Genomic DNA, 23,282 nt, shown 5'->3' on the forward strand with positions numbered 1-23,282 from the left:
ATGTTATTACCAAAACGCGTTAAATATCGTCGCGAACACCGCGGAAAAATGCGTGGACGCGCTAAAGGTGGTACGGAAGTACATTTCGGTGAATTCGGTTTACAAGCTACTGAAGCTTCTTGGATTACAAACCGTCAAATCGAAGCTGCTCGTATCGCAATGACTCGTTACATGAAACGTGGCGGTAAAGTATGGATTAAAATTTTCCCTTCTAAACCTTATACTGCTAAGCCTCTAGAAGTCCGAATGGGTTCTGGTAAAGGTGCTCCTGAAGGTTGGGTAGCAGTTGTTAAACCTGGAAAAGTAATGTTTGAAATTTCAGGTGTATCTGAAGAGGTTGCACGTGAAGCTTTACGTTTAGCTGCACACAAGCTACCTGTAAAATGTAAGTTTGTAAAACGTGAAGAAATTGGTGGTGATTCTAATGAAAGCTAATGAAATTCGTGACCTTACCACTGCTGAAATTGAACAAAAAGTTAAGGCTTTAAAAGAAGAGTTGTTTAACCTTCGTTTCCAATTAGCGACTGGACAATTAGAGAATACTACTCGTATTCGCGAAGTGCGCAAATCGATCGCTCGTATGAAAACTGTAGTTCGTGAAAGAGAGATTGCTGCTAATAAATAATTAAGTCTGAGAGGAGGCTTTCAGAATGAGTGAACGCAACCAACGTAAAGTTTACACTGGCCGCGTAGTTTCTGACAAAATGGATAAGACTGTTACTGTTCTTGTTGAAACTTACAAAAAGCATTCGCTTTATGGCAAGCGTGTAAAATACTCAAAGAAATTCAAAGCTCACGATGAAAACAATACAGCTCAACTAGGCGATATCGTGAAGATCATGGAAACTCGTCCGTTATCAGCTACTAAACGTTTCCGTCTAGTAGAAGTTGTAGAAAAAGCTGTTATCATCTAATAGTTAAGATAGATCGGATAAGAATGATTCATCCGAAGGGAGGTTTCGTACATGATTCAACAAGAATCTCGTTTAAAAGTTGCAGACAACTCTGGTGCACGTGAGGTACTTACTATTAAAGTACTTGGTGGTTCAGGTCGCAAGACAGCAAACATTGGTGATGTTATCGTTTGTACGGTGAAACAAGCAACACCAGGAGGCGTTGTTAAAAAAGGTGACGTTGTTAAAGCTGTTGTTGTACGTACAAAAAGTGGTGTTCGCCGTACTGACGGTTCTTACATCCGTTTCGACGAAAATGCTTGCGTAATCATCCGTGACGACAAAGGACCACGTGGTACTCGTATCTTCGGACCAGTTGCTCGTGAATTACGTGATAACAACTTCATGAAGATCGTATCATTAGCTCCAGAAGTTATCTAATTGATATATAGAACAAATACAAAATGCCTTTTAAGGAGGTGCGAATAGGATGCATGTTAAAAAGGGCGACAAAGTAGTGGTTATCTCTGGTAAAGACAAAGGTAAGCAAGGTGAAGTACTTGCAGCTTTCCCAAAGAAAGACCGTGTACTTGTTGAAGGCGTGAACGTTGTTAAAAAACACTCTAAACCTTCTCAAGTAAATCCACAAGGTGGAATCGTTAGCCAAGAGGCACCTATCCACGTATCAAACGTAATGCCGTTGGATCCTAAATCTGGTGAGCCAACTCGTGTTGGGTACCAAGTTATCGATGGCAAAAAGGTACGTGTAGCAAAAAAATCTGGTGAAACTTTAGATAAATAATTAATGAAATGTGAAGGGAGGTTTAGTTCACATGAACCGTCTTAAAGAGAAATTTACAAAAGAGATTACTCCTGCTCTAGTTAGCAAGTTTAATTATGAATCTGTAATGCAAGTGCCAAAAATCGACAAGATCGTAATCAACATGGGTATCGGTGATGCTGTTTCTAACTCAAAAGCTTTAGATAACGCTGTTGAAGAACTAGCTGAAATCACTGGTCAAAAACCTGTTGTAACTCGTGCGAAAAAATCTATCGCTGGTTTCCGTCTTCGTGAAGGTATGCCAATCGGTGCGAAAGTTACTTTACGCGGCGAGCGTATGTACGAATTCTTCGATAAACTAGTATCAGTATCACTTCCACGTGTGCGTGATTTCCGTGGTGTATCTAAAAAAGCATTTGATGGTCGTGGAAACTACACGTTAGGTGTTAAAGAACAATTGATCTTCCCAGAGATCGATTATGATAAAGTAACTAAAGTTCGTGGTATGGATATCGTTATTGTTACAACAGCAAACACTGATGAAGAAGCTCGTGAGCTTTTAACTCAGTTCGGTATGCCATTCCAGAAGTAATAACTGCCAACGTTAAGCAGAGGAGGCGAAAATGTGGCTAAAAAATCAATGATTGCGAAGCAAAAACGCCAGCAAAAATTCCAAGTACAAGAGTATACACGTTGCGAACGTTGTGGACGTCCACACTCAGTACTACGTAAATTCAAGCTTTGCCGTATTTGTTTCCGTGAGCTTGCTTATAAAGGTCAAATTCCTGGTGTTAAAAAAGCTAGTTGGTAAAACCCAAGTTTGGGAAGGAGGTAAATTAATATGGTAATGACTGATCCTATTGCAGATTTACTAACTCGTATCCGCAATGCGAACATGGTTCGTCATGAGAAAATTGAAGTTCCTGCTTCTAACATTAAGAAGCAAATTGCAGAAATCCTTAAGCGTGAGGGTTTCGTACGTGATGTAGAATACATCGAAGACAACAAACAAGGTATTATCCGTATCTTCTTAAAATACGGTTCAAATAACGAACGTGTAATTACAGGCTTAAAACGTATCAGTAAACCTGGTCTACGTGTTTATGCAAAAACTAACGAAGTACCACGTGTACTTAACGGTTTAGGTATCGCAATCGTTTCTACTTCTCAAGGTGTTTTAACTGACAAAGAAGCTCGTCAAAAGCAAACTGGTGGAGAAGTATTAGCGTACGTTTGGTAATAAGTTTTAAATGTGAATGGAGGTGTAACTATGTCACGTGTTGGTAAAAAGCCTTTAGAACTTCCAGCAGGTGTTACAGTTACGAACGAGAGCAACACTGTAACTGTAAAAGGACCAAAGGGTGAATTAACTCGTACATTCCACCCTGAAATCGAAATTAAAGTTGAAGACAACGTACTAGTTGTTAATCGTCCTAGCGACAATAAAGAGCACCGCGCTCTTCACGGAACTACTCGTAGCCTTTTAGGTAACATGGTTGAAGGTGTTACTAAAGGATTCGAACGTGGTTTAGAATTAGTCGGTGTAGGTTACCGTGCACAAAAATCTGGTAGCAAATTAGTATTGAGCGTTGGATACTCTCACCCAGTTGAGATTACTCCTGAAACAGGAATCGAAATCGAAGTTCCTTCTCAAACTAAGATCGTTATTAAAGGTATTGATAAAGAACGCGTAGGTGCATTAGCTGCAAATATTCGTGACGTTCGTCCACCAGAGCCTTACAAAGGTAAAGGTATTCGTTACGAAGGCGAATATGTACGTCGTAAAGAAGGTAAAACTGCTAAGAAGTAATGCCGGTTAGGTAAAAGAAAGGAGTGCCCGAAATGATCACGAAGCTTGATAAAAACAAAGTTCGTAAAAAAAGACATGCTCGTGTTCGTGCGAAGTTATCTGGAACTGCAACTCGTCCGCGTTTAAACGTGTTCCGTTCTAATCAACATATTTACGCACAAGTTATCGACGATTTAAATTCAGTAACAATCGCAAGTGCTTCAACGTTAGATAAAGACCTGACTTTAGAAAGCACTGGTAACACTGAAGCTGCTATCAAAGTTGGCGAATTAGTCGCTAAACGCGCAGTAGAAAAAGGTGTAAACGAAGTAGTATTCGACCGTGGCGGTTATTTATATCATGGCCGTGTTAAAGCATTAGCTGACGCTGCTCGTGAAGCTGGATTACAATTCTAATTGTAAAAGGAGGGAAAATCATGCGTCGTATTGATCCAAATAAATTAGAGCTTGAAGAACGTGTTGTTACCGTTAACCGCGTAGCTAAAGTTGTGAAAGGTGGACGTCGTTTCCGCTTCGCTGCATTAGTTGTAGTTGGTGACAAAAACGGTCACGTTGGATTCGGTACTGGTAAAGCACAAGAGGTACCAGATGCAATCCGTAAAGCTATTGAAGATGCGAAGAAAAACTTAATTACTGTACCTATGGTTGGTACAACTATTCCACACGAAATCCTTGGACAATTTGGTGCAGGTCAAATTTTCTTAAAACCTGCTTCTGAAGGTACAGGAGTTATCGCTGGTGGCCCAGTTCGTGCGGTACTAGAATTGGGTGGAGTAAGTGATATTCTATCTAAATCTTTAGGTTCAAACACTCCAATCAACATGGTACGTGCAACTCTTAACGGTTTAGCTAACCTAAAACGTGCTGAAGATGTTGCAAAACTACGTGGCAAGACTGTAGAAGAACTGTTAGGATAAGGGAGGGATATAGAATGGCAAACAAACTAGCAATTACCCTTACTCGTAGCGTAATTGGTCGTCCAGAAGATCAACGTGTAACTGTTCGTACACTTGGCCTACGTAAGTTAAATCAAACTGTCGTTCAAGACGATAATCCTGCAATTCGCGGAATGATTAACAAAGTAGCTCACCTTGTTACAGTAAAAGAGCAATAAGTATAAATTGTCACTCTAAGGAGGTGCTCCGGAATGAAACTTCATGAATTGAAACCAGCTGAAGGTTCACGTAAAGTACGTAACCGTGTAGGTCGTGGTACTGGTTCAGGTAACGGAAAGACTTCAGGTAAAGGTCACAAAGGGCAAAACGCTCGCTCTGGCGGTGGCGTAAGACCTGGCTTCGAAGGTGGTCAAACTCCTTTATTCCGTCGTCTTCCAAAACGTGGGTTCACTAATATCAATCGCAAAGAATACGCGATCGTTAATTTAGAAGCTCTTAACCGTTTTGAAGATGGAACTGAAGTAACACCAGAATTATTAATCGAAACTGGTTTAGTAAGCAAAGCAAAAGCTGGCGTTAAAGTACTAGGAAACGGTACATTAAACTCTAAGCTAACTGTTAAAGCTGCTAAATTCTCTTCAACTGCTAAAGAAGCTATCGAAGCTGCTGGCGGTACAGTTGAGGTGATCTAATGTTTCAAACAATCTCCAATTTAATGCGCGTGCGTGAAATAAGACAAAAAATCTTTTTCACTTTGTTAATGTTAATTGTCTTCCGAATTGGTACATTTATTCCTGTACCAAGTGTTAATACGGATGTACTAAAATTGCAAGATGGGTTAAATGTATTCGGAGTTCTGAATACATTTGGCGGCGGCGCGTTAAAAAACTTCTCCATTCTTGCTATGGGCATTATGCCTTATATTACAGCATCCATCATCGTCCAATTATTGCAGATGGATGTTGTACCTAAGTTTACAGAATGGTCAAAGCAGGGAGATGTTGGGCGCCGTAAATTAGCTCAAGTAACTCGTTATGGAACAATTGTGCTTGGATTTATCCAGGCTTTAGGTATGTCTATAGGATTCAACAATATTTCGGGCGGACAATTGATCGCTAATCCAGGAATTTCTACGTATCTTCTAATTGCTACAGTGTTAACGGCAGGTACTGCCTTCTTAATGTGGTTAGGAGAGCAGATTACTGCAAAAGGCGTAGGTAATGGTATTTCTATCATTATCTTTGCTGGGATTGCAGCTGGTATTCCGACAACATTAAATCAAATTTATGCACAGCAATTTGAAGACGTTGGGGATCAATTATTCATTCGTATCGTAACGGTAGTTTTAATTGCAATTGCAGTTTTAGCTATTATTGTTGGGGTTATTTATTTCCAACAAGCGCTACGAAAAATTCCTATTCAATATGCAAAGGGTTCAGCTGGTCGTAATCCTGTTGGAGGTCAATCCACTCATTTACCGTTAAAAGTAAATGCTGCTGGGGTTATTCCTGTTATCTTTGCAGTTTCATTTATTATTACACCACCAACAATTGCATCATTTTTCGGTCCAAATGATGTAACGACGTGGATTCAGAATACATTTGACTATACTAAGCCAATTGGTATGATAGTGTATGTAGCGTTAATCATTGCTTTTTGTTACTTCTATACATTTGTTCAAGTTAACCCTGAACAAGTAGCAGAGAACTTGAAAAAGCAAGGTGGCTACATCCCAGGCATCCGTCCTGGTAAAAGCACACAAGCTTATTTAACGAAAGTGTTATATCGTCTGACATTAATCGGCTCGATATTCCTTGCGTTAATTGCTGTGTTGCCGGTTCTGTTCATCAAAATTGCAAACTTACCATCATCTGCTCAGATCGGCGGTACTAGTTTGTTAATTGTTGTCGGTGTAGCTCTTGAGACAATGAAACAGCTTGAGAGTCAATTAGTGAAACGCCATTATAAGGGATTTATTAAGTAAAGCTGTTTAGTGGGAAGCAAGCTGCTTTCCCATTAAACGGATAAGATACTGAGGGGGAAGCAAGAAATGAATTTAGTGTTAATGGGCCTTCCTGGTGCTGGGAAAGGTACTCAAGCAGAAAAAATCGTTGAGCATTACGATATCCCTCATATCTCAACAGGAGATATGTTCCGAGCTGCAATTAAAGAAGGAACGCAACTAGGTTTAAAAGCTAAATCATTTATGGATCAAGGTAACCTTGTTCCTGATGAAGTAACAATTGGAATTGTGCGCGAGCGTTTAAACAAACAAGATTGTGAAAACGGCTTTTTACTTGATGGCTTCCCAAGAACAGTAGCCCAAGCAGAAGCTCTTGAAACAATTACAAAAGAACTAAACAAGCAAATTGATTATGTGATTAATATTGATGTAGATCAAAGCATTTTAATGGAGCGTCTTACTGGACGCCGCATTTGTAAAGATTGCGGAGCTACTTACCACTTAGTATTCAATCCTCCTGCGAAAGAAGGAGTTTGTGACAAATGTGGCGGAGAGCTTTACCAACGTGCAGATGACAATGCTGAGACGGTTTCAACTAGACTTTCAGTTAATGTTAAACAATCTCAACCTCTACTTGATTTCTATCAAGAAAAAGGTTATCTACGCAATATTAATGGTAATCAAGATATTAACATTGTGTTTGAGGATGTTCGTCAATTACTTGCTGGGGTTAAGCAATGATCATTTGCAAGACACCAGAGGAAATTGAGGTCATGCGTGAAGCTGGACGAATCGTGGCTTTAACTCATCAAGAGTTAAAAAAGCATATCGCTCCAGGTATTACGACTATAGAATTGGATGCAATTGCTGAAAATTTTATTCGTCAACATGATGCAATTCCGTCTTTTAAAGGGTATAATGGTTTTCGCGGCAGTGTATGTGCTTCTGTGAATGAAGAATTAGTTCATGGTATTCCGGGTGAACGCAAGCTTAATGAAGGGGATATCATCAGTTTAGACATCGGAGCTAAATTCGGTGGCTATCACGGTGATTCAGCTTGGACATATGGAGTAGGAAAGATTTCATTAGAAAATCAAGAGCTGCTTGATGTGACTGAGCAATCTCTCTACAAAGGATTAGCAGAAGCTAAGCCGGGTGAGCGTTTGTCGAATATTTCACATGCTATTCAACAGTACGCAGAATCACGTAACTTTTCGATTGTAAGAGAATATGTTGGCCATGGGGTCGGCAAAGACTTACATGAAGATCCGCAAGTACCTCATTATGGTCCACCGAATAAAGGACCGCGTCTACGTCCAGGCATGGTATTGGCAGTTGAGCCAATGGTGAATGCTGGTATGCGATATGTAAAAACATTACCTGATAACTGGACAGTTGTCACAGTAGATGGTAAAATGTGTGCGCACTTCGAACATACTATTGCAATTACTGAGACGGGATATGAAATTCTGACAGCATTGTAATGTTAAAGGATGTTATCTCTATCCATTCCTCGCTAGATGCACTGGACAGTAAACAGTAATTATCTAAATTCACGATGATCGTTTTTCGTCTGAATTGCTGTTAAAATGGTAAAGATGTATATTAGCGTCAATCATCTTGAATTTAATGATTACGATCTCCGGATGTTCAGAACAGGTTCTTTTTAAGTCGTTTAATGATAGCTTGTTACTGTTTCAAAGAAAGGAGAGCACTTTAATGGCAAAAGACGATGTAATTGAAGTTGAAGGTACAGTTGCTGAGACTTTACCTAACGCTATGTTCAAGGTAGAATTAGAAAATGGTCATACAGTACTTGCTCACGTATCAGGAAAAATTCGCATGCATTTCATTCGAATCTTACCTGGTGATAAAGTAACTGTAGAATTGTCACCATACGATTTAACTCGCGGTAGAATTACGTACCGTTTCAAATAAAACCTATGCACTCCGTACTATCAAGGAGGTATGAAACATGAAAGTCAGACCATCAGTTAAACCAATCTGCGAAAAATGTAAAGTTATCCGTAGAAAAGGTAAAGTAATGGTAATTTGTGAAAACCCTAAGCATAAACAAAAACAAGGTTAATCAATAAGGAGGTGCACTATTCATATGGCACGTATTGCTGGTGTTGATATTCCTCGTGACAAGCGTGTAGTAATTTCATTAACATACATTTTCGGTATTGGTCGTCCAACTGCTGAAAAAGTTCTAGCTGAAGCTGGAGTTTCTGAAGATACTCGCGTTCGTGACTTAACAGAAGAAGAATTAGGTAAAATTCGTGATATTTTAGATAGCTATAAAGTAGAAGGCGATCTTCGTCGTGAAGTTTCTTTAAACATCAAACGTTTAATTGAGATTGGTTCATACCGTGGTATCCGCCACCGTCGTAGTTTACCAGTTCGTGGTCAAAACAGTAAAAACAATGCTCGTACACGTAAAGGCCCACGCCGTACTGTAGCGAACAAGAAGAAATAATTAGTAAGGGAGGTCATTAACAGATGGCACGTAAAACTAATACACGTAAACGTCGCGTGAAAAAGAATATTGAAGCTGGTGTAGCTCATATTCGCTCAACGTTTAACAACACTATTGTAACAATTACAGATGTTCACGGTAATGCGATTGCTTGGTCTAGTGCAGGCGCACTTGGCTTCAGAGGTTCTCGTAAATCTACTCCATTTGCTGCGCAAATGGCTGCTGAAACTGCTGCTAAAGTTTCTATGGATAACGGAATGAAAACTCTTGAAGTTACAGTTAAAGGCCCTGGTGCTGGTCGTGAAGCAGCTATCCGTGCTCTTCAAGCTGCAGGTTTAGAAGTAACAGCTATTAAAGATGTTACTCCTGTACCTCACAACGGATGCCGCCCACCAAAACGTCGTCGTGTATAATTAATATGTATAGATTCTATTTCGTTGTCTATAATGATGATGGTGTAGAATTTATTCATGCAACGAAATGTTTTCCATTTGTTGTGCACATTCGGGAACTGTCTAATAGGGAATTTCGGTTAGGCATTTGAGAAATCAGCCGTCTAGCCGAGGTTTCGACGTTTTGAAGGAGGGTTTATATTGATAGAGATTGAAAAGCCAAAAATCGAAACGGTAGAAATCAGCGATGATAGAAAGTACGGTAAATTCGTCGTCGAACCACTTGAGCGTGGATATGGTACTACTTTGGGTAACTCCTTACGTCGTATCCTATTATCCTCACTCCCTGGTGCAGCTGTAACATCTATTCAAATTGAAGGTGTATTACATGAATTTTCAACAGTTCCTGGAGTTGTTGAAGATGTAACAAACATCATTTTAAACGTTAAAAAGTTAGCGTTAAAGATTTACTCTGATGAAGAGAAAACACTTGAGATCGATGTTAAAGGTCCTGGTACAGTAACGGCTGCTGACATTCAAGCAGACAGCGATATCGAAGTTCTAAATCCGGATCTTCATATTGCAACACTTGAGTCAGATGCTCATTTCCGTATGAGACTTACTGCTCGCACAGGTCGAGGTTATAATCCTGCCGATGCTAACAAGCGTGAAGACCAACCAATTGGTGTACTTCCAATTGATTCAATCTATACGCCTGTTACTCGCGTATCGTATTATGTAGAGAATACTCGTGTTGGTCAAATGACAAATTACGATAAGTTAACGTTGGATGTTTGGACTGACGGTAGCATCGAGCCAGAAAAAGCTGTTGCTTTAGGTGCAAAGATTCTAACGGAACACTTAAATATCTTCGTTAACTTAACAGATGAAGCTCAAAAAGCAGAGATTATGGTAGAAAAAGAAGAAGACCAGAAAGAAAAAGTTCTAGAGATGACGATCGAGGAACTGGATTTATCTGTTCGTTCTTACAACTGCTTAAAACGAGCAGGCATCAATACTGTACAAGAGCTTGCTAATAAAACAGAAGAAGATATGATGAAAGTTCGTAACTTAGGCCGTAAATCTTTAGAAGAAGTTAAAGCTAAACTTGAAGAATTAGGTTTGGGTCTACGTAAGGACGACTGATTATATCTACCTGTTTAACTACTTAACAAAGGAGGGGACCTCACATGTCTTACCGTAAATTAGGTCGTACAAGCGCACAACGCAAGGCGCTTCTTCGTGATTTAACAACTGATTTAATCATCAGTGAACGCATTGAGACAACTGAAGCTCGTGCAAAAGAATTACGTTCAACTGTTGAAAAAATGATTACTTTAGGTAAACGTGGAGATCTACACGCTCGTCGTCAAGCTGCATCTTACATCCGTAATGAAGTAGCTAACGAAGAAGCTGGTCAAAGCGCTTTACAAAAACTATTCAGCGATATCGCTACTCGCTACGAAGATCGCCAAGGCGGTTACACTCGTATCTTAAAAGTTGGACCTCGCCGTGGTGACGGTGCTCCAATGGTTATCATTGAATTAGTTTAATATTTTTAATACAGATAGAAAAGGGCGAGACAGTGTGTAACTAGTCGTTGCCCTTTTTTTATACCTAAAACCGGGTAAATAGTGTAAAAAATCAATGTAGGCAATGCTGCAATAGAAAAAGCTGAGAGGAAGATAGCGTTGAAAGAAATGTCTTTAGAGGTAAAAGATTTATGCTTTCGATACGATCCTGAAGCAGACCTAACATTAGATCACCTTTCTCTCTCTGCTTATAAAGGTGAATGGTTAGCGATAGCTGGACATAATGGATCTGGTAAGTCGACGCTGGCACGAATTCTAAACGGCCTTTTGCTACCTGAAAAAGGAACGGTTCGAGTGGGCGATACTCTTTTATCTGAAGAAACAATATGGGATGTGCGCAAGCAGATTGGAATGGTGTTTCAAAATCCAGATAATCAATTTGTTGGCTCAACCGTTCAAGACGATATTGCGTTTGGGCTTGAAAACAACGGGATTCCATTTGAGATTATGGAAAAACGTATACCTGAAGCAATCGAAATGGTCAATATGAGTGCTTTTCTGGATCAAGAGCCTCATCAGCTATCAGGTGGACAAAAACAGCGTGTGGCCATTGCGGGTATAATTGCCGTACAGCCATCTGTCATCATTCTAGATGAAGCAACATCTATGTTAGATCCTATTGGGCGAACTGAAGTGCTTGAAACTGTTAGAAAATTAAAAGAAGAAAAACAACTGACGGTTATTTCAATTACTCACGATTTAGATGAAGTAGCAATGGCTGACAGAGTCGTTGTGATGAACAAAGGGAAGATATATGCAACAGGTACTCCACGCGAAGTATTTGCATTAGGTTCCAAGTTAACGGATATTGGACTAGACTTGCCGTTTTCCGTTAAACTAAGCCATCGTTTTGCTTCCGTAGGAATTCCTTTATCAAAAATTCATTTAACAGATGAGGACTTGGTGGACGAACTATGGACATTATATTCAAAGAAGTAGAGCATCGTTATCAAGTTAATACACCATTTGAACGAATTGCTCTACATGACTTAAATTTAAACATTCAATCAGGTACATTTTTGGCTGTTATTGGCCATACTGGTTCTGGGAAATCAACAATCATACAGCATCTGAATGCCTTATTGAAGCCAACTGCTGGTGAAATTCAAATCGGTGAGCGCACCATTAAAGCCAATCGAAAAGAAAAGAATTTAAAAGCTATTCGTCAGCAAGTAGGCGTGGTGTTTCAATTTCCAGAACATCAGCTTTTTGAAGAAACGGTGGAAAAAGATATAGCTTTTGGACCAATGAATTATGGCGTTTCGGAAGAAGAAGCAAAGCAAAAAGCAAGAGAGCTTATCAAGTTAGTAGGGTTGCCAGAAGACATTCTCACCAGATCTCCTTTTGATTTGAGCGGTGGACAAATGCGTCGTGTAGCGATAGCAGGTATTTTAGCGATGAATCCTAATGTGCTAATTTTAGATGAACCAACTGCTGGATTGGACCCTAGAGGGCGTCAAGAAATTATGAATATGATTTATCGTCTTCATAAAGAAAAAGGCTTGACGACGATTCTCGTGACTCACAGCATGGAAGATGCAGCTATGTACGCTGATGAGCTAATTGTGATGAATAAGGGAACGGTTGCGATGAAAGGGTCACCTAGAGAAGTGTTTGGTCAGCATACGCAGCTAAAAGAATATGGATTGGATGTTCCAGAATCGCTTCGCTTTATGCTGAAGCTGCAAGAGAAATTTCAGCTTGAAGCATCGGATACGGTAATTACCTTTTCTGAAGTGGTAGAGAAAGTGCAGCACCTTATGCAGCAAGGTGAACGATTATGATGAACTCAATCATTATTGGTAAGTATGTGCCGGGTCAATCGGTTGTCCATCGAATGGATCCTCGGGCCAAGCTGCTTCTTGTGTTTGCGTATGTATTAATTGTGTTTTTAGCAAATAACCCTATCGGCTATGCTTTTTTAGGTGTGTATACCCTTATGATAGTGGCCATGAGTAAAGTGCCCCTTTCGTTTATTTTAAGAGGGTTAAAGCCCGTTATGTTTATTATTATCATCACGTTTCTTTTGCACATTTTTATGACAAAGGAAGGTCCTCTTTTATTTGAATGGGGATGGTTTTCTGTCTATAAAGGCGGCCTTATTCAAGGTGTTTTAATTTCCTTGCGCTTCTTGTTCTTAATTTTAATTACGACGATGCTAACTTTAACGACTACGCCTATTGAAGTAACAGATGGAATGGAAAGCTTGCTGAATCCATTTAAAAAGCTCAAGCTTCCCGTACACGAATTAGCTTTAATGATGTCCATTTCTCTTCGCTTTATTCCTACATTGATGGAAGAGACAGATAAAATTATTAAAGCGCAGACAGCACGAGGAGTGGACTTTAGCAGCGGTCCCGTTACGGATCGTTTGAAAGCTGTCGTTCCTTTACTTGTTCCTCTATTTATAGGTTCATTTAAGCGTGCTGAAGAGCTAGCTATTGCCATGGAGGCAAGGGGTTATAAAGGCGGAGAAGGGCGTACAAAGTATCGTCAATTGAAATGGGGAAGCATAGATACAATTATGCTTTTACTTCTGCTGGCAGTAGCAGTTGTTTTAGTGCTGATTAGAACGTAAAGATTGTTTGGTGAAAAGATGAAACGTTTAAAATGTATAGTTGCATACGACGGCACACACTTTTCAGGTTATCAAGTTCAGCCCAATAAGCGAACTGTTCAACTGGAGATTGAAGCCGTTTTAGAGAAAATGCATAACAAAAAAGTGCCGATTTACGCCTCTGGACGAACGGACACAAATGTTCATGCACAGGGGCAAGTCATTCATTTTGATACAAACCTAAATATTCCATGTGATAAGTGGAAAAAAGCATTGAATTCAATGCTACCAGATGATATTGTAATGAAGAATGTATGTGAAGTTGATGCACATTTTCACGCCCGGTATGACGTTACTTCAAAAGAGTATCGCTATCATATTTTGCGCGGCGAAGATCGAAATCCTTTCACTCGTTCTTATGCATACCATTACCCTTATCCATTAGACTACTCAAAAATGAAAAAAGCCATCACATATTTACTCGGTACACACGACTTTACAAGCTTTTGTTCAGCGAGAACAGAAGTGGAAGATAAGATTCGTACGATTTACAAGATTGATATGTATGAAGAGAATAGTCAGCTTGTGTTTAGATTCGTTGGAAGTGGCTTTCTGTATAATATGGTTCGTATTCTTGTTGGAACGCTTTTAGAAGTAGGACAAGGCCGTATTGAACCAGATGCTATAAAAGATATTCTAGAAAGCAAATCACGTCCTCGTGCAGGGAAAACTGCGCCTTCGCAAGGACTATATTTATGGCGCGTTTTCTATGACAACTAAACCTGGTGTAACATTTTCTTGACATTAGTAGCTTAAAGATATAATATATCATATGGTATGTATTTTAACCCCACGGTTAGCCCCGGAAATTAATCGTGTTGAAATAGAAGGTTGAAATAATTTTATAATTGATGATGAAAATTAGGAGGGAAACTCATGCGTACAACTTTCATGGCGAAAGCAAACGAAGTAGAGCGTAAATGGTATGTTGTCGATGCTGAAGGTAAAACTTTAGGTCGTTTAGCAAGTGAAGTAGCATCAATCTTACGCGGTAAACATAAACCAACTTTTACACCACATGTTGATACTGGTGATCACGTGATCCTTATCAATGCGTCAAAAATCGAACTAACAGGTAAAAAATTAACTGATAAAATTTATTACCGTCACAGCATGCACCCAGGTGGTTTGAAACAACGTACAGCATTAGAAATGCGTACTAACTACTCTGAGAAAATGCTTGAATTAGGAATCAAAGGCATGCTTCCAAAAGGTAGCCTAGGCCGTCAAATGTTCAAAAAATTACATGTGTATGCTGGTGAAACACATCCACATGAAGCACAAAAACCAGAAGTTTACGAACTTCGCGGATAATTAATAAGAGGAGGTTATTATCTTGGCACAGGTACAATATTACGGAACTGGTCGTCGTAAAAGCTCTGTTGCTCGTGTACGTTTAGTACCAGGTAACGGTCGCGTAACAATCAACGGTCGTGAAATCGAAGAATACATTCCATTTGCTGCACTACGTGAAGTAGTAAAACAACCACTTGCTTTAACTGAAACTGTAGGTAACTATGACGTATTTGTAAACGTTAATGGTGGAGGTTATGCAGGTCAAGCTGGCGCTATTCGTCACGGAATCTCTCGTGCTTTATTAGAAGCAGACCCTGAATACCGTGGAACATTAAAACGTGCTGGTCTATTAACTCGTGACGCTCGTGCGAAAGAACGTAAAAAATACGGTCTTAAAGGCGCTCGTCGTGCACCACAATTCTCAAAACGTTAATTTTATATTACGTTTCAAGCCTTGGTCTTTGGACCAGGGCTTTTTTTATTTGTTGTTTGCGTATGAGACGAAGGCTTGTGCAGACAATATGTAAAAAAGGGAGGCGTTATCGTGAATGAGGTTACATATTTAAAAGAAAAACGTTATGAAAAAGAAATGAAATATGAACGCAAAGTCCTAAGGGAACTGTCGTTTGATTTGCTTCAAGAGAGGCTGCGCCGTTATTTTCATCCAATGTTTCAGTGGAATATGCTAGGAGACGAACATGTGGAGGAGTACTGTCTTGATATTGCCATCGAATCATTTTTATTAGGTGCCCGGGTGAGTAAACGTGGTAAAGGCTACGAAGACTTTCAGAAGCACAGTAAGCAAGAAGAGTCTCTTTTAATTGATACATTGTACGGAGCCGTCAGCATGTCTGTAACAGATCTTTATCAAGATGGTCTGTATTATTTGTGTCAAGGATATGTGCAAGACTGGTGGAAAGAAGGTTATCGAACCGCAGAAAAAAGACGTCGGTTACGTTTGCATTAAAAAGTACTCATAATTCCCGTTCTTGTCCCATATAGAAATAAATAGGTGAGGCAAGAAGGGAAGGGATAAAATGTCTAAAGTAAAAATAATGAGCACAATTATAGCGCTTCTCGTTCTTTTTGTCATTGTACAATATCAGATAGATCATAGAACATCATCCGGTTCGCTTTCACTTCCTCTTAGCGGGAAAGTTATTGTACTAGATCCTGGACACGGCGGTGTTGATGGAGGAGCCGTAGGAGGGGATGAAGTGCTTGAAAAAGAAATAACTCTTAAAATTTCGTTAATGCTTCGGGACTATCTGCAAGAGCAAGGGGCACTTGTTATTATGACAAGAGAAAAAGACGAAGACCTAGCGGCCAAAGACACAAGAGGATACAGTCGCAGAAAAGTAGAAGACTTAAAAAATCGCTTAACGATGATTAATAAATCCAATGCTGATTTGTACTTAAGTATTCACTTGAATGCTATTCCATCCTCTGCGTGGAGAGGGGCTCAAACTTTCTATTACGGGTCCCTAAAAGAAAACGAGCAAGTGGCCAAACTCATTCAACAAGAGCTAAGAAATAATCTGGATAATACGAGTCGTGAAGCAAAAGCTATTCAAACGCTTTACCTTCTTAAGCATTCCAAGCCACCAGGTGCTTTGGTTGAAGTAGGATTCTTATCAAATCCTACAGAACGTAAAATGCTTCAATCGAAACGCTATCAAAAAAAGTTAGCTGAATCCATTTATGAAGGAGTCAGCCGGTATTTTACTGGAGAAAAGCCCAAATAAAAAGCATAGCATCCTTCTATTCAGAAAAATCTAATATGTATGATATACTTGATAGTATAAATAAATAGATTTTAACATGGTGGTGGGAGTATGCTAACGGAAAAGCAAGTAAAAGAAGTAGTAGGGGAAATTACGGATCCATTTTTAAATAAAAAACTATCAGAAACAGATGCGATTAAAGAAATAACAATCAAAGCTGAAAAACAGCATATAAGCCTGAAGATTGCTGTTGCAAAAACAGGTACTAGTGAACAGCTGAGCCTTCAAGGCACGATTGTAGAAGAATTAAAAAAAGCAGGTGTACAGTCGGTTGGACTGCGATTTGTTGAGTTTACGCCTGAAGAACTTCAGCAGTACCGCGCTGAGCAACCGAATACTGGCAACTTACTAACTAGTCCGAATGCACCTGAATTTATTGCTATTGCCAGCGGTAAAGGAGGCGTTGGTAAATCAACAGTCTCTGTTAACTTGGCCGTTTCTCTAGCTCGTTTAGGAAAGAAAGTTGGTTTAATTGATGCTGACATCTATGGATTCAGCGTCCCAGATATGATGGGAATCACACAGCGTCCTGTAGTAGAAGGTGAAAAGATTATTCCAGTTGACCGTTTCGGAGTAAAAGTTATTTCCATGGGCTTCTTTGTAGAAGATAATTCACCCGTTATTTGGCGAGGACCTATGCTTGGAAAAATGTTGACGAGCTTTTTTACAGAAGTTGAATGGGGAGAATTAGATTATCTTTTACTAGACTTACCTCCCGGAACAGGTGATGTCGCATTAGACGTTCACTCCATGCTTCCTGCTTGTAAAGAAGTCATTATTACGACACCACATCCTACAGCCGCATTTGTTGCAGCTAGAGCGGGTGCTATGGCTTTGAAAACTGATCATGAGGTAATTGGAGTTGTAGAAAATATGGCCTACTTTGAAAGCCAGCTAACAGGGGAAAAAGAGTATGTATTTGGTAAAGGCGGAGGTCCAAAACTTGCTGAGGAACTTCAGACAGAGCTTTTAGGACAGCTTCCGTTAAGTCAGCCCGACTGGAATGAAGAAGATTTTGCACCTTCCATTTACGATGAATCGCATCGTTTAGGTAAAATATATGGAGAGATTGCAAGCAAGATTGCATTTATTTGCGAAAATGAAAAAGCAGCAACAGGAAAATAACAAAAAGCACGCGCTGTTCGAGCGCGTGCTTTTTGTTATTATACAGAGAGTTCAATCTGCGCCTTTTTTAAATCAAATGCAAGGTTTTGTTTTAAGAGAGCTAAAAATGTTTTTCCAGCTGTACTTACGGTGTGAGACTGGTGCTTTAAAATGCCGATTGCAGGCCCGTCATGCAAGTCATGAATTGTTTTAACCACCACTTGATCTGGCGGAAGAGTTGCGCTTATTTGTGGAACAACGGCTATTCCTAAGTTTTCTTTTACAAAATGCTGAAGTGTGCTAATAGTGCCTAACTGGACTTTAGCAGGCAGCTGGCCTGTTCGCTCAAAGAGTAGCTGCTCAATTTTCTTTTGAACGGAAGATTGCCCAGCTGTAATCAGCGTTTCGTGTATTAAATCTTTTGCAAAGATTGTTTTTCTTTTTGTTAGAGCATGATTGAATGGTAGTAGCAGCACAAGTTTTTCCGTTAGTAATGCCTCAAATTCTATATCTCTGAACGATTCTGAGACAGTGCCAATCGCGAAATCAATTTCTTGATTGCGTATATGTTGATGAAGGTGCTTTTCGTCTGCAACGAGTAAGCTAATTTCTGTGTTGGGATATCTTTTTTTAAATAATGAGAGAATGGAAGGCAGTCGACTGCTTGCTGTAGGTTCCGCAGCACCTATACGGATCGTGCCAGCTTCGCCTGTTGAATAATCCTTTAAGGTGTTATTTAGATATTCATATTCCTTTAGTAAAATATTTGCCCGCTCGTAAAAGATTTTACCTGCTTCAGTAAGTTTAATGCTTTTTCCTCGTTCTAAAAGCTTAAATCCTAGTTCGGATTCTAACTTTTGAATGTGCAGTGTAATGGTAGGCTGAGAGTACTTTAAATATTCAGCGGCTAATTGAAAGCTTCCTAAACGAACAATGGTTTGAAACGTTTTAATAACGCGAAATTCCATCAAATTCCCTCCTTTTGCTATAAAACGATTGTGTTAATTTCTAATATTTTACCATAAAGCTAAGAATTAAAGTTTACAATTCCAATAAAAATACTAAGTATTAAAAAATATAAAGAAGTCATTTAGGTTTTTTAATAAAAATAAATGACATAATTAAATACGCACCTCATATGAGATGCGTATTTAATCACTGCTGTTGCTGTTCTCCCCCTGAATTAGATCCAGAGGAAGAAGAACCACCGTCGTCGCTGCTTTGTTTTTGTCCACCTTGTGTTTCTTCAGCAGCTTTCAAAAGAATGTCTTGAATTTTAGATTGATAAAGAGGGCTATCAAACGTTTCGGTCATAATCTTTTGTAAATAAGTGCGATATTCTTTACTCTTTAAAACAGTCAGTACTTCTTTTTCCATAGCCGGATCCTTTAAAACATCTTGAAGCATTCCTTGATATTCAGGATCTTTCATCAGTTGTTTGATGACCGTCTTATTTTCTTTTTCCAAACTTTTAGCAAAGCTTTCAGCAAACTTCGGATCATCCATGGCTTTTTTCCAAAATTCCACGCCTTTATCTGATACTAGGGTTTGAGAAATTGTATCTTTTATCGCGTTTTGATCCATTAAAATATCTTGTCTAACAGAAGGGTCTTTCATAATTGCCTCGACTGCTTTTTTTCCTTCATCTGTTTTTAAAATATCAACAACCATTTTCTTTGTTTGATCATAATCCATACCATTGTTCTCTTCATCTTGCGGTGCACAGGCTGTAGCTAAAAGCATACACATTCCTATATAAATGAGGAGCATGAGTCGCTTTTTCATAGTAATGAGCTCCTTTCCTAATATGCTTACGCTTAATATGAGATAATCAAGGTTTTTTATTCATAAAAGAGCTCTAGATTTTTCAAAACGTGATTGGTACAATTTATGAAAAGGTACAATTTTGTAACTTATGGGGGAGATGGAAGTGAATAGTCGAAATTGGGTTCGTCTATTTCTAACCACGTTAGCTGTCGGGGGTATAAGTACAGCTGTTGTTGGGTTTGCGGTGCGCTGGGGGGAATACGGTCACTTATTTCAACAAGGAAAGATAGGAGAAATTGTTGCTGTTTTAACATGGCTCGTAGGCGTAGGGTTTATTTTTAGTTTAATTAGCCAAATGGGTTTTTTTGCATATTTAACTATTCACCGATTTGGGTTGGGAATTTTTAAATCTGCATCACTTTGGAAATCGGTTCAAATTGTATTTGTTTTATTTGTATTATTTGACGTTGCTTATTTTCGATATAAGTTCTTTCAACAACCGGGAGAAGGCATAGGCAAGTATATTTTGTTAAGCGTTTTCTTGTTAGCGGTGGGGTTATTAGTGGCGTATGCAAAGAAAAAGCAGACGAATAAAGAGGCTTTTGTACCAGCGCTGTTTTTTATGATTGTTGTAACGACAATTGAATGGTTCCCAGCGCTGCGAACGAACGAAGAAAGCTGGCTTTACCTTATGTTGTTTCCACTTCTAATTTGTAATATGTATCAACTTCTTATTTTGCCCAAACTTCTTACGCACGCAAGAATAGCAAAAGCAGACAAATAGCATATTTGTCTGCTTTTGCTTTCCATATGCAGTGGAAATAGATCTTAGCGGATATCTTTTACTTGGGTTTTTGAATTTGAAATTAATGTTGAAACACTTACGTTTGAGACTTTTTTATTTTGTAATGAATTCTTGATATATGGAATAGCCTTTGCTGTTTGTTGAGCGGAGTCAGACGCGTGCAGCAATATAATATCCCCCCCGTCTAAAGGCTTTGTAACATTCGAGACAATTTTTTCAACCCCTGGATTTGTCCAGTCTTTAGAATCAATGCTCCAGTGAACAGTAGTATATCCTATATCTGCCGTTAATTTTAAGATGTCTTTATTAAATTGCCCGTTAGGAGGACGAAGAAGGTGAACATCTTTAAGGCCTAGTGAATCAAAGACTTTCTTTGATTTTGCAAGATCCTGTCTAATCTCATTAGGTTCTAGGCTTGTGTAAGAAGTATAGTCATAGCCCATTGTGCCAATTTCGTGACCTTCTTTCTTAATGCGCTCTACAATATCTGGATGACGCTCAGCCCATGAAGCAGATAAAAAGAAAGTAGCATGTTCAATATGCTGTCTTTTTAGTTCATTCAGAATGGGAATAGCTCTTTCATCTCCCCAGCTGATGTTAAATGTAAGAGCAACTTCCGGATTTTTGTCATCCGCCTTATAAACAGCTCTTGGACCGTTATCTGTTGAAAACACGGGAAAGTGAAACGTCTGCTGAGCATAGAGAAAAAAGCTTGTAAAAAACGCAGCAACTACGATAAGCATTGTTTGTTTGATTCTTTTGGCTCGAATAGTATAAAACATATTCATTTTGTCACCTCATTTAATAAGTAGTACTTGTCTAATTTGTATGCGTTTTGTCTACAATTAATAACATGTAAGGAAAAGAAGAAGTGATTTTATTTTGATGTTTGAGAATCAATGTCGCAAAAAGCAGGTGAATCAATGAAAATTTGTTTATTTAATCAGGTGGAGTGTTTAGAGTTAGAAGCACTACTTAGAGAAGAAATGAAGAGAACAAACGTTGCTTTTCAACAAAGTTTGAATCATGTAGTTCTTGAACGAAACATTCAAGAGAAGTATCAAATCCTTTCAAAGATCTTGCTAAGGTTCGGTGAAAGCAGGGAAGTAAATAAGGTTTTTTGATGAAATGAAAAAAACTTTTCAAAAAGTGTTGACTTTATATAGTATAGATGTTAAATTATTAAATGTCGCTGATGAGTGATTGGAAAACAATCGCAATTCATCAGAAATAAAATATTAAAAAAGTTGTTGACAAATAAAAGACAACTTGTTAATATAAAAAAGTCGCTCAAGAGCGGCGGTTGAACTTTGAAAACTGAACAAAGCGACAAACGTCAACGTTAATTTTTATTTTTTAAATTGAGCAAGTCAAACATTTCTTCGGAGAGTTTGATCCTGGCTCAGGATGAACGCTGGCGGCGTGCCTAATACATGCAAGTCGAGCGAACTGATTAGAAGCTTGCTTCTATGACGTTAGCGGCGGACGGGTGAGTAACACGTGGGCAACCTGCCTGTAAGACTGGGATAACTTCGGGAAACCGAAGCTAATACCGGATAGGATCTTCTCCTTCATGGGAGATGATTGAAAGATGGTTTCGGCTATCACTTACAGATGGGCCCGCGGTGCATTAGCTAGTTGGTGAGGTAACGGCTCACCAAGGCAACGATGCATAGCCGACCTGAGAGGGTGATCGGCCACACTGGGACTGAGACACGGCCCAGACTCCTACGGGAGGCAGCAGTAGGGAATCTTCCGCAATGGACGAAAGTCTGACGGAGCAACGCCGCGTGAGTGATGAAGGCTTTCGGGTCGTAAAACTCTGTTGTTAGGGAAGAACAAGTACGAGAGTAACTGCTCGTACCTTGACGGTACCTAACCAGAAAGCCACGGCTAACTACGTGCCAGCAGCCGCGGTAATACGTAGGTGGCAAGCGTTATCCGGAATTATTGGGCGTAAAGCGCGCGCAGGCGGTTTCTTAAGTCTGATGTGAAAGCCCACGGCTCAACCGTGGAGGGTCATTGGAAACTGGGGAACTTGAGTGCAGAAGAGAAAAGCGGAATTCCACGTGTAGCGGTGAAATGCGTAGAGATGTGGAGGAACACCAGTGGCGAAGGCGGCTTTTTGGTCTGTAACTGACGCTGAGGCGCGAAAGCGTGGGGAGCAAACAGGATTAGATACCCTGGTAGTCCACGCCGTAAACGATGAGTGCTAAGTGTTAGAGGGTTTCCGCCCTTTAGTGCTGCAGCTAACGCATTAAGCACTCCGCCTGGGGAGTACGGTCGCAAGACTGAAACTCAAAGGAATTGACGGGGGCCCGCACAAGCGGTGGAGCATGTGGTTTAATTCGAAGCAACGCGAAGAACCTTACCAGGTCTTGACATCCTCTGACAACTCTAGAGATAGAGCGTTCCCCTTCGGGGGACAGAGTGACAGGTGGTGCATGGTTGTCGTCAGCTCGTGTCGTGAGATGTTGGGTTAAGTCCCGCAACGAGCGCAACCCTTGATCTTAGTTGCCAGCATTCAGTTGGGCACTCTAAGGTGACTGCCGGTGACAAACCGGAGGAAGGTGGGGATGACGTCAAATCATCATGCCCCTTATGACCTGGGCTACACACGTGCTACAATGGATGGTACAAAGGGCTGCAAGACCGCGAGGTCAAGCCAATCCCATAAAACCATTCTCAGTTCGGATTGTAGGCTGCAACTCGCCTACATGAAGCTGGAATCGCTAGTAATCGCGGATCAGCATGCCGCGGTGAATACGTTCCCGGGCCTTGTACACACCGCCCGTCACACCACGAGAGTTTGTAACACCCGAAGTCGGTGGAGTAACCGTAAGGAGCTAGCCGCCTAAGGTGGGACAGATGATTGGGGTGAAGTCGTAACAAGGTAGCCGTATCGGAAGGTGCGGCTGGATCACCTCCTTTCTAAGGATTTTTACATGACGTACGTTTTGACACTTTGTTCAGTTTTGAGAGTTCAATCTCTCAATTATAGAAAGCACACTACTTTCTTCTTATCTAAATAAGAAGAATTTTGGTTGCGATTGTTCTTTGAAAACTAGATAACAGTAATTGCTGAGGAAAAGTGAAACTTTTCT

36 protein-coding genes and 1 rRNA gene are annotated in these 23,282 nt (G+C 39.9%); 34 read left to right on the top strand and 3 right to left on the bottom strand.

The features are described from left to right. The 31 genes from rplP (at position 1) to JNUCC25_RS00870 (ending at position 17,627) form a co-directional block, all read left to right on the top strand. Positions 1–435 carry a 50S ribosomal protein L16 gene (gene rplP, locus JNUCC25_RS00720; protein WP_013054934.1) on the top strand — a complete coding sequence of 145 codons (435 nt, stop codon included), beginning with the start codon at positions 1–3 and terminating at the stop codon, positions 433–435. Then, positions 425–625, top strand: coding sequence for a 50S ribosomal protein L29 (rpmC, locus tag JNUCC25_RS00725; RefSeq protein ID WP_013054935.1), 201 nt, complete (start codon positions 425–427; stop codon positions 623–625). The genes rplP and rpmC overlap by 11 nt, the downstream gene beginning before the upstream one ends. A gap of 25 nt (positions 626–650) precedes the next feature. Beyond that, a complete protein-coding gene (gene rpsQ / locus JNUCC25_RS00730; RefSeq protein ID WP_013054936.1) occupies positions 651–914 on the top strand; it encodes a 30S ribosomal protein S17 in 264 nt (87 codons plus the stop codon). 51 nt (positions 915–965) lie between these two features. After that, entirely contained in the window at positions 966–1,334 is a 369-nt protein-coding gene (gene rplN / locus JNUCC25_RS00735) for a 50S ribosomal protein L14 (RefSeq protein WP_013054937.1), read from the top strand. Between the two features lie 49 nt (positions 1,335–1,383). After that, complete coding sequence (gene rplX, locus JNUCC25_RS00740) at positions 1,384–1,695, top strand: 50S ribosomal protein L24 (RefSeq protein WP_013054938.1); 312 nt, start codon at positions 1,384–1,386, stop codon at positions 1,693–1,695. A gap of 31 nt (positions 1,696–1,726) precedes the next feature. Then, the gene (rplE, locus tag JNUCC25_RS00745; RefSeq protein WP_013054939.1) at positions 1,727–2,266 is read left to right on the top strand and encodes a 50S ribosomal protein L5; all 540 of its coding nucleotides are present in this window, start codon (positions 1,727–1,729) and stop codon (positions 2,264–2,266) included. Positions 2,267–2,299: 33 nt separating this feature from the next. Continuing rightward, positions 2,300–2,485, top strand: coding sequence for a type Z 30S ribosomal protein S14 (locus JNUCC25_RS00750; RefSeq protein WP_013054940.1), 186 nt, complete (start codon positions 2,300–2,302; stop codon positions 2,483–2,485). A gap of 30 nt (positions 2,486–2,515) precedes the next feature. Continuing rightward, a complete protein-coding gene (rpsH, locus tag JNUCC25_RS00755; protein WP_013054941.1) occupies positions 2,516–2,914 on the top strand; it encodes a 30S ribosomal protein S8 in 399 nt (132 codons plus the stop codon). 30 nt (positions 2,915–2,944) lie between these two features. Then, complete coding sequence (gene rplF, locus JNUCC25_RS00760) at positions 2,945–3,484, top strand: 50S ribosomal protein L6 (RefSeq protein ID WP_013054942.1); 540 nt, start codon at positions 2,945–2,947, stop codon at positions 3,482–3,484. A gap of 32 nt (positions 3,485–3,516) precedes the next feature. After that, entirely contained in the window at positions 3,517–3,879 is a 363-nt protein-coding gene (gene rplR, locus JNUCC25_RS00765; protein ID WP_013054943.1) for a 50S ribosomal protein L18, read from the top strand. A gap of 20 nt (positions 3,880–3,899) precedes the next feature. Beyond that, on the top strand, positions 3,900–4,400 hold the full coding sequence (gene rpsE / locus JNUCC25_RS00770; RefSeq protein WP_013054944.1) for a 30S ribosomal protein S5: 501 nt from the start codon (positions 3,900–3,902) through the stop codon (positions 4,398–4,400). A gap of 14 nt (positions 4,401–4,414) precedes the next feature. Further along, positions 4,415–4,597 (top strand): 50S ribosomal protein L30, encoded by a 183-nt coding sequence (gene rpmD, locus JNUCC25_RS00775; RefSeq protein ID WP_013054945.1) that lies wholly within the window; start codon positions 4,415–4,417, stop codon positions 4,595–4,597. Between the two features lie 33 nt (positions 4,598–4,630). Continuing rightward, a complete protein-coding gene (gene rplO, locus JNUCC25_RS00780; protein WP_013054946.1) occupies positions 4,631–5,071 on the top strand; it encodes a 50S ribosomal protein L15 in 441 nt (146 codons plus the stop codon). Then, positions 5,071–6,363 (top strand): preprotein translocase subunit SecY, encoded by a 1,293-nt coding sequence (gene secY / locus JNUCC25_RS00785; RefSeq protein WP_013054947.1) that lies wholly within the window; start codon positions 5,071–5,073, stop codon positions 6,361–6,363. Before rplO ends, secY begins: the two co-directional genes overlap by 1 nt. A 66-nt stretch (positions 6,364–6,429) precedes the next feature. Further along, positions 6,430–7,083, top strand: a complete 654-nt coding sequence (locus tag JNUCC25_RS00790; protein WP_013054948.1) for an adenylate kinase — start codon at positions 6,430–6,432, stop codon at positions 7,081–7,083. After that, positions 7,080–7,826 carry a type I methionyl aminopeptidase gene (map, locus tag JNUCC25_RS00795; RefSeq protein ID WP_014462024.1) on the top strand — a complete coding sequence of 249 codons (747 nt, stop codon included), beginning with the start codon at positions 7,080–7,082 and terminating at the stop codon, positions 7,824–7,826. Before JNUCC25_RS00790 ends, map begins: the two co-directional genes overlap by 4 nt. A 235-nt stretch (positions 7,827–8,061) precedes the next feature. Further along, complete coding sequence (gene infA / locus JNUCC25_RS00800) at positions 8,062–8,280, top strand: translation initiation factor IF-1 (RefSeq protein WP_010285101.1); 219 nt, start codon at positions 8,062–8,064, stop codon at positions 8,278–8,280. Positions 8,281–8,317: 37 nt separating this feature from the next. Next, positions 8,318–8,431, top strand: coding sequence for a 50S ribosomal protein L36 (gene rpmJ, locus JNUCC25_RS00805; protein WP_003156543.1), 114 nt, complete (start codon positions 8,318–8,320; stop codon positions 8,429–8,431). A gap of 24 nt (positions 8,432–8,455) precedes the next feature. Continuing rightward, the gene (rpsM, locus tag JNUCC25_RS00810) at positions 8,456–8,821 is read left to right on the top strand and encodes a 30S ribosomal protein S13 (protein ID WP_013054950.1); all 366 of its coding nucleotides are present in this window, start codon (positions 8,456–8,458) and stop codon (positions 8,819–8,821) included. A 23-nt stretch (positions 8,822–8,844) separates the two neighbouring features. Continuing rightward, on the top strand, positions 8,845–9,234 hold the full coding sequence (gene rpsK / locus JNUCC25_RS00815; RefSeq protein WP_013054951.1) for a 30S ribosomal protein S11: 390 nt from the start codon (positions 8,845–8,847) through the stop codon (positions 9,232–9,234). A 180-nt stretch (positions 9,235–9,414) separates the two neighbouring features. Then, positions 9,415–10,359 carry a DNA-directed RNA polymerase subunit alpha gene (locus JNUCC25_RS00820; RefSeq protein WP_013054952.1) on the top strand — a complete coding sequence of 315 codons (945 nt, stop codon included), beginning with the start codon at positions 9,415–9,417 and terminating at the stop codon, positions 10,357–10,359. A gap of 44 nt (positions 10,360–10,403) precedes the next feature. After that, entirely contained in the window at positions 10,404–10,766 is a 363-nt protein-coding gene (gene rplQ, locus JNUCC25_RS00825) for a 50S ribosomal protein L17 (protein WP_013054953.1), read from the top strand. Between the two features lie 138 nt (positions 10,767–10,904). Next, positions 10,905–11,744, top strand: a complete 840-nt coding sequence (locus tag JNUCC25_RS00830; RefSeq protein WP_013054954.1) for an energy-coupling factor ABC transporter ATP-binding protein — start codon at positions 10,905–10,907, stop codon at positions 11,742–11,744. Continuing rightward, the gene (locus JNUCC25_RS00835; protein ID WP_013054955.1) at positions 11,720–12,589 is read left to right on the top strand and encodes an energy-coupling factor ABC transporter ATP-binding protein; all 870 of its coding nucleotides are present in this window, start codon (positions 11,720–11,722) and stop codon (positions 12,587–12,589) included. The genes JNUCC25_RS00830 and JNUCC25_RS00835 overlap by 25 nt, the downstream gene beginning before the upstream one ends. Continuing rightward, on the top strand, positions 12,586–13,383 hold the full coding sequence (locus JNUCC25_RS00840) for an energy-coupling factor transporter transmembrane component T family protein (RefSeq protein WP_013054956.1): 798 nt from the start codon (positions 12,586–12,588) through the stop codon (positions 13,381–13,383). The genes JNUCC25_RS00835 and JNUCC25_RS00840 overlap by 4 nt, the downstream gene beginning before the upstream one ends. A gap of 18 nt (positions 13,384–13,401) precedes the next feature. Continuing rightward, positions 13,402–14,142, top strand: coding sequence for a tRNA pseudouridine(38-40) synthase TruA (gene truA / locus JNUCC25_RS00845; RefSeq protein WP_013054957.1), 741 nt, complete (start codon positions 13,402–13,404; stop codon positions 14,140–14,142). 156 nt (positions 14,143–14,298) lie between these two features. Then, complete coding sequence (rplM, locus tag JNUCC25_RS00850; RefSeq protein ID WP_013054958.1) at positions 14,299–14,736, top strand: 50S ribosomal protein L13; 438 nt, start codon at positions 14,299–14,301, stop codon at positions 14,734–14,736. Between the two features lie 22 nt (positions 14,737–14,758). Beyond that, complete coding sequence (gene rpsI, locus JNUCC25_RS00855; protein WP_013054959.1) at positions 14,759–15,151, top strand: 30S ribosomal protein S9; 393 nt, start codon at positions 14,759–14,761, stop codon at positions 15,149–15,151. 111 nt (positions 15,152–15,262) lie between these two features. Then, complete coding sequence (locus tag JNUCC25_RS00860) at positions 15,263–15,685, top strand: DUF2521 family protein (protein WP_013054960.1); 423 nt, start codon at positions 15,263–15,265, stop codon at positions 15,683–15,685. Positions 15,686–15,755: 70 nt separating this feature from the next. After that, positions 15,756–16,463, top strand: a complete 708-nt coding sequence (gene cwlD / locus JNUCC25_RS00865; protein WP_013054961.1) for an N-acetylmuramoyl-L-alanine amidase CwlD — start codon at positions 15,756–15,758, stop codon at positions 16,461–16,463. Between the two features lie 90 nt (positions 16,464–16,553). Next, positions 16,554–17,627 (top strand): Mrp/NBP35 family ATP-binding protein, encoded by a 1,074-nt coding sequence (locus JNUCC25_RS00870; RefSeq protein ID WP_013054962.1) that lies wholly within the window; start codon positions 16,554–16,556, stop codon positions 17,625–17,627. A 38-nt stretch (positions 17,628–17,665) separates the two neighbouring features. On the opposite strand, the gene JNUCC25_RS00875 is transcribed toward JNUCC25_RS00870, so the two are convergent. Both JNUCC25_RS00875 and gerD read right to left on the bottom strand, forming a co-directional pair. Continuing rightward, positions 17,666–18,574 carry a LysR family transcriptional regulator gene (locus JNUCC25_RS00875; protein ID WP_013054963.1) on the bottom strand — a complete coding sequence of 303 codons (909 nt, stop codon included), beginning with the start codon at positions 18,572–18,574 and terminating at the stop codon, positions 17,666–17,668. A 187-nt stretch (positions 18,575–18,761) separates the two neighbouring features. After that, a complete protein-coding gene (gene gerD / locus JNUCC25_RS00880) occupies positions 18,762–19,391 on the bottom strand; it encodes a spore germination lipoprotein GerD (protein ID WP_029325227.1) in 630 nt (209 codons plus the stop codon). Between the two features lie 145 nt (positions 19,392–19,536). Here gerD and JNUCC25_RS00885 point away from each other — a divergent pair, with 145 nt between their 5' ends. Next, positions 19,537–20,157: a KinB-signaling pathway activation protein gene (locus tag JNUCC25_RS00885; protein ID WP_013054965.1), complete on the top strand. Its 621-nt coding sequence runs from the start codon at positions 19,537–19,539 to the stop codon at positions 20,155–20,157. Positions 20,158–20,201: 44 nt separating this feature from the next. On the opposite strand, the gene pdaB is transcribed toward JNUCC25_RS00885, so the two are convergent. Further along, complete coding sequence (pdaB, locus tag JNUCC25_RS00890) at positions 20,202–20,966, bottom strand: polysaccharide deacetylase family sporulation protein PdaB (RefSeq protein ID WP_014462001.1); 765 nt, start codon at positions 20,964–20,966, stop codon at positions 20,202–20,204. A gap of 135 nt (positions 20,967–21,101) precedes the next feature. Between pdaB and JNUCC25_RS00895 the strand changes: the two genes are divergently transcribed. Both JNUCC25_RS00895 and JNUCC25_RS00900 read left to right on the top strand, forming a co-directional pair. Then, the gene (locus JNUCC25_RS00895) at positions 21,102–21,302 is read left to right on the top strand and encodes a hypothetical protein (RefSeq protein WP_014462000.1); all 201 of its coding nucleotides are present in this window, start codon (positions 21,102–21,104) and stop codon (positions 21,300–21,302) included. Positions 21,303–21,557: 255 nt separating this feature from the next. Further along, positions 21,558–23,109: ribosomal RNA gene (locus JNUCC25_RS00900) — 16S ribosomal RNA — on the top strand. Positions 23,110–23,282: the final 173 nt, after the last annotated feature.

The sequence above is a fragment of the Priestia sp. JNUCC 25 genome, assembly GCF_053667915.1.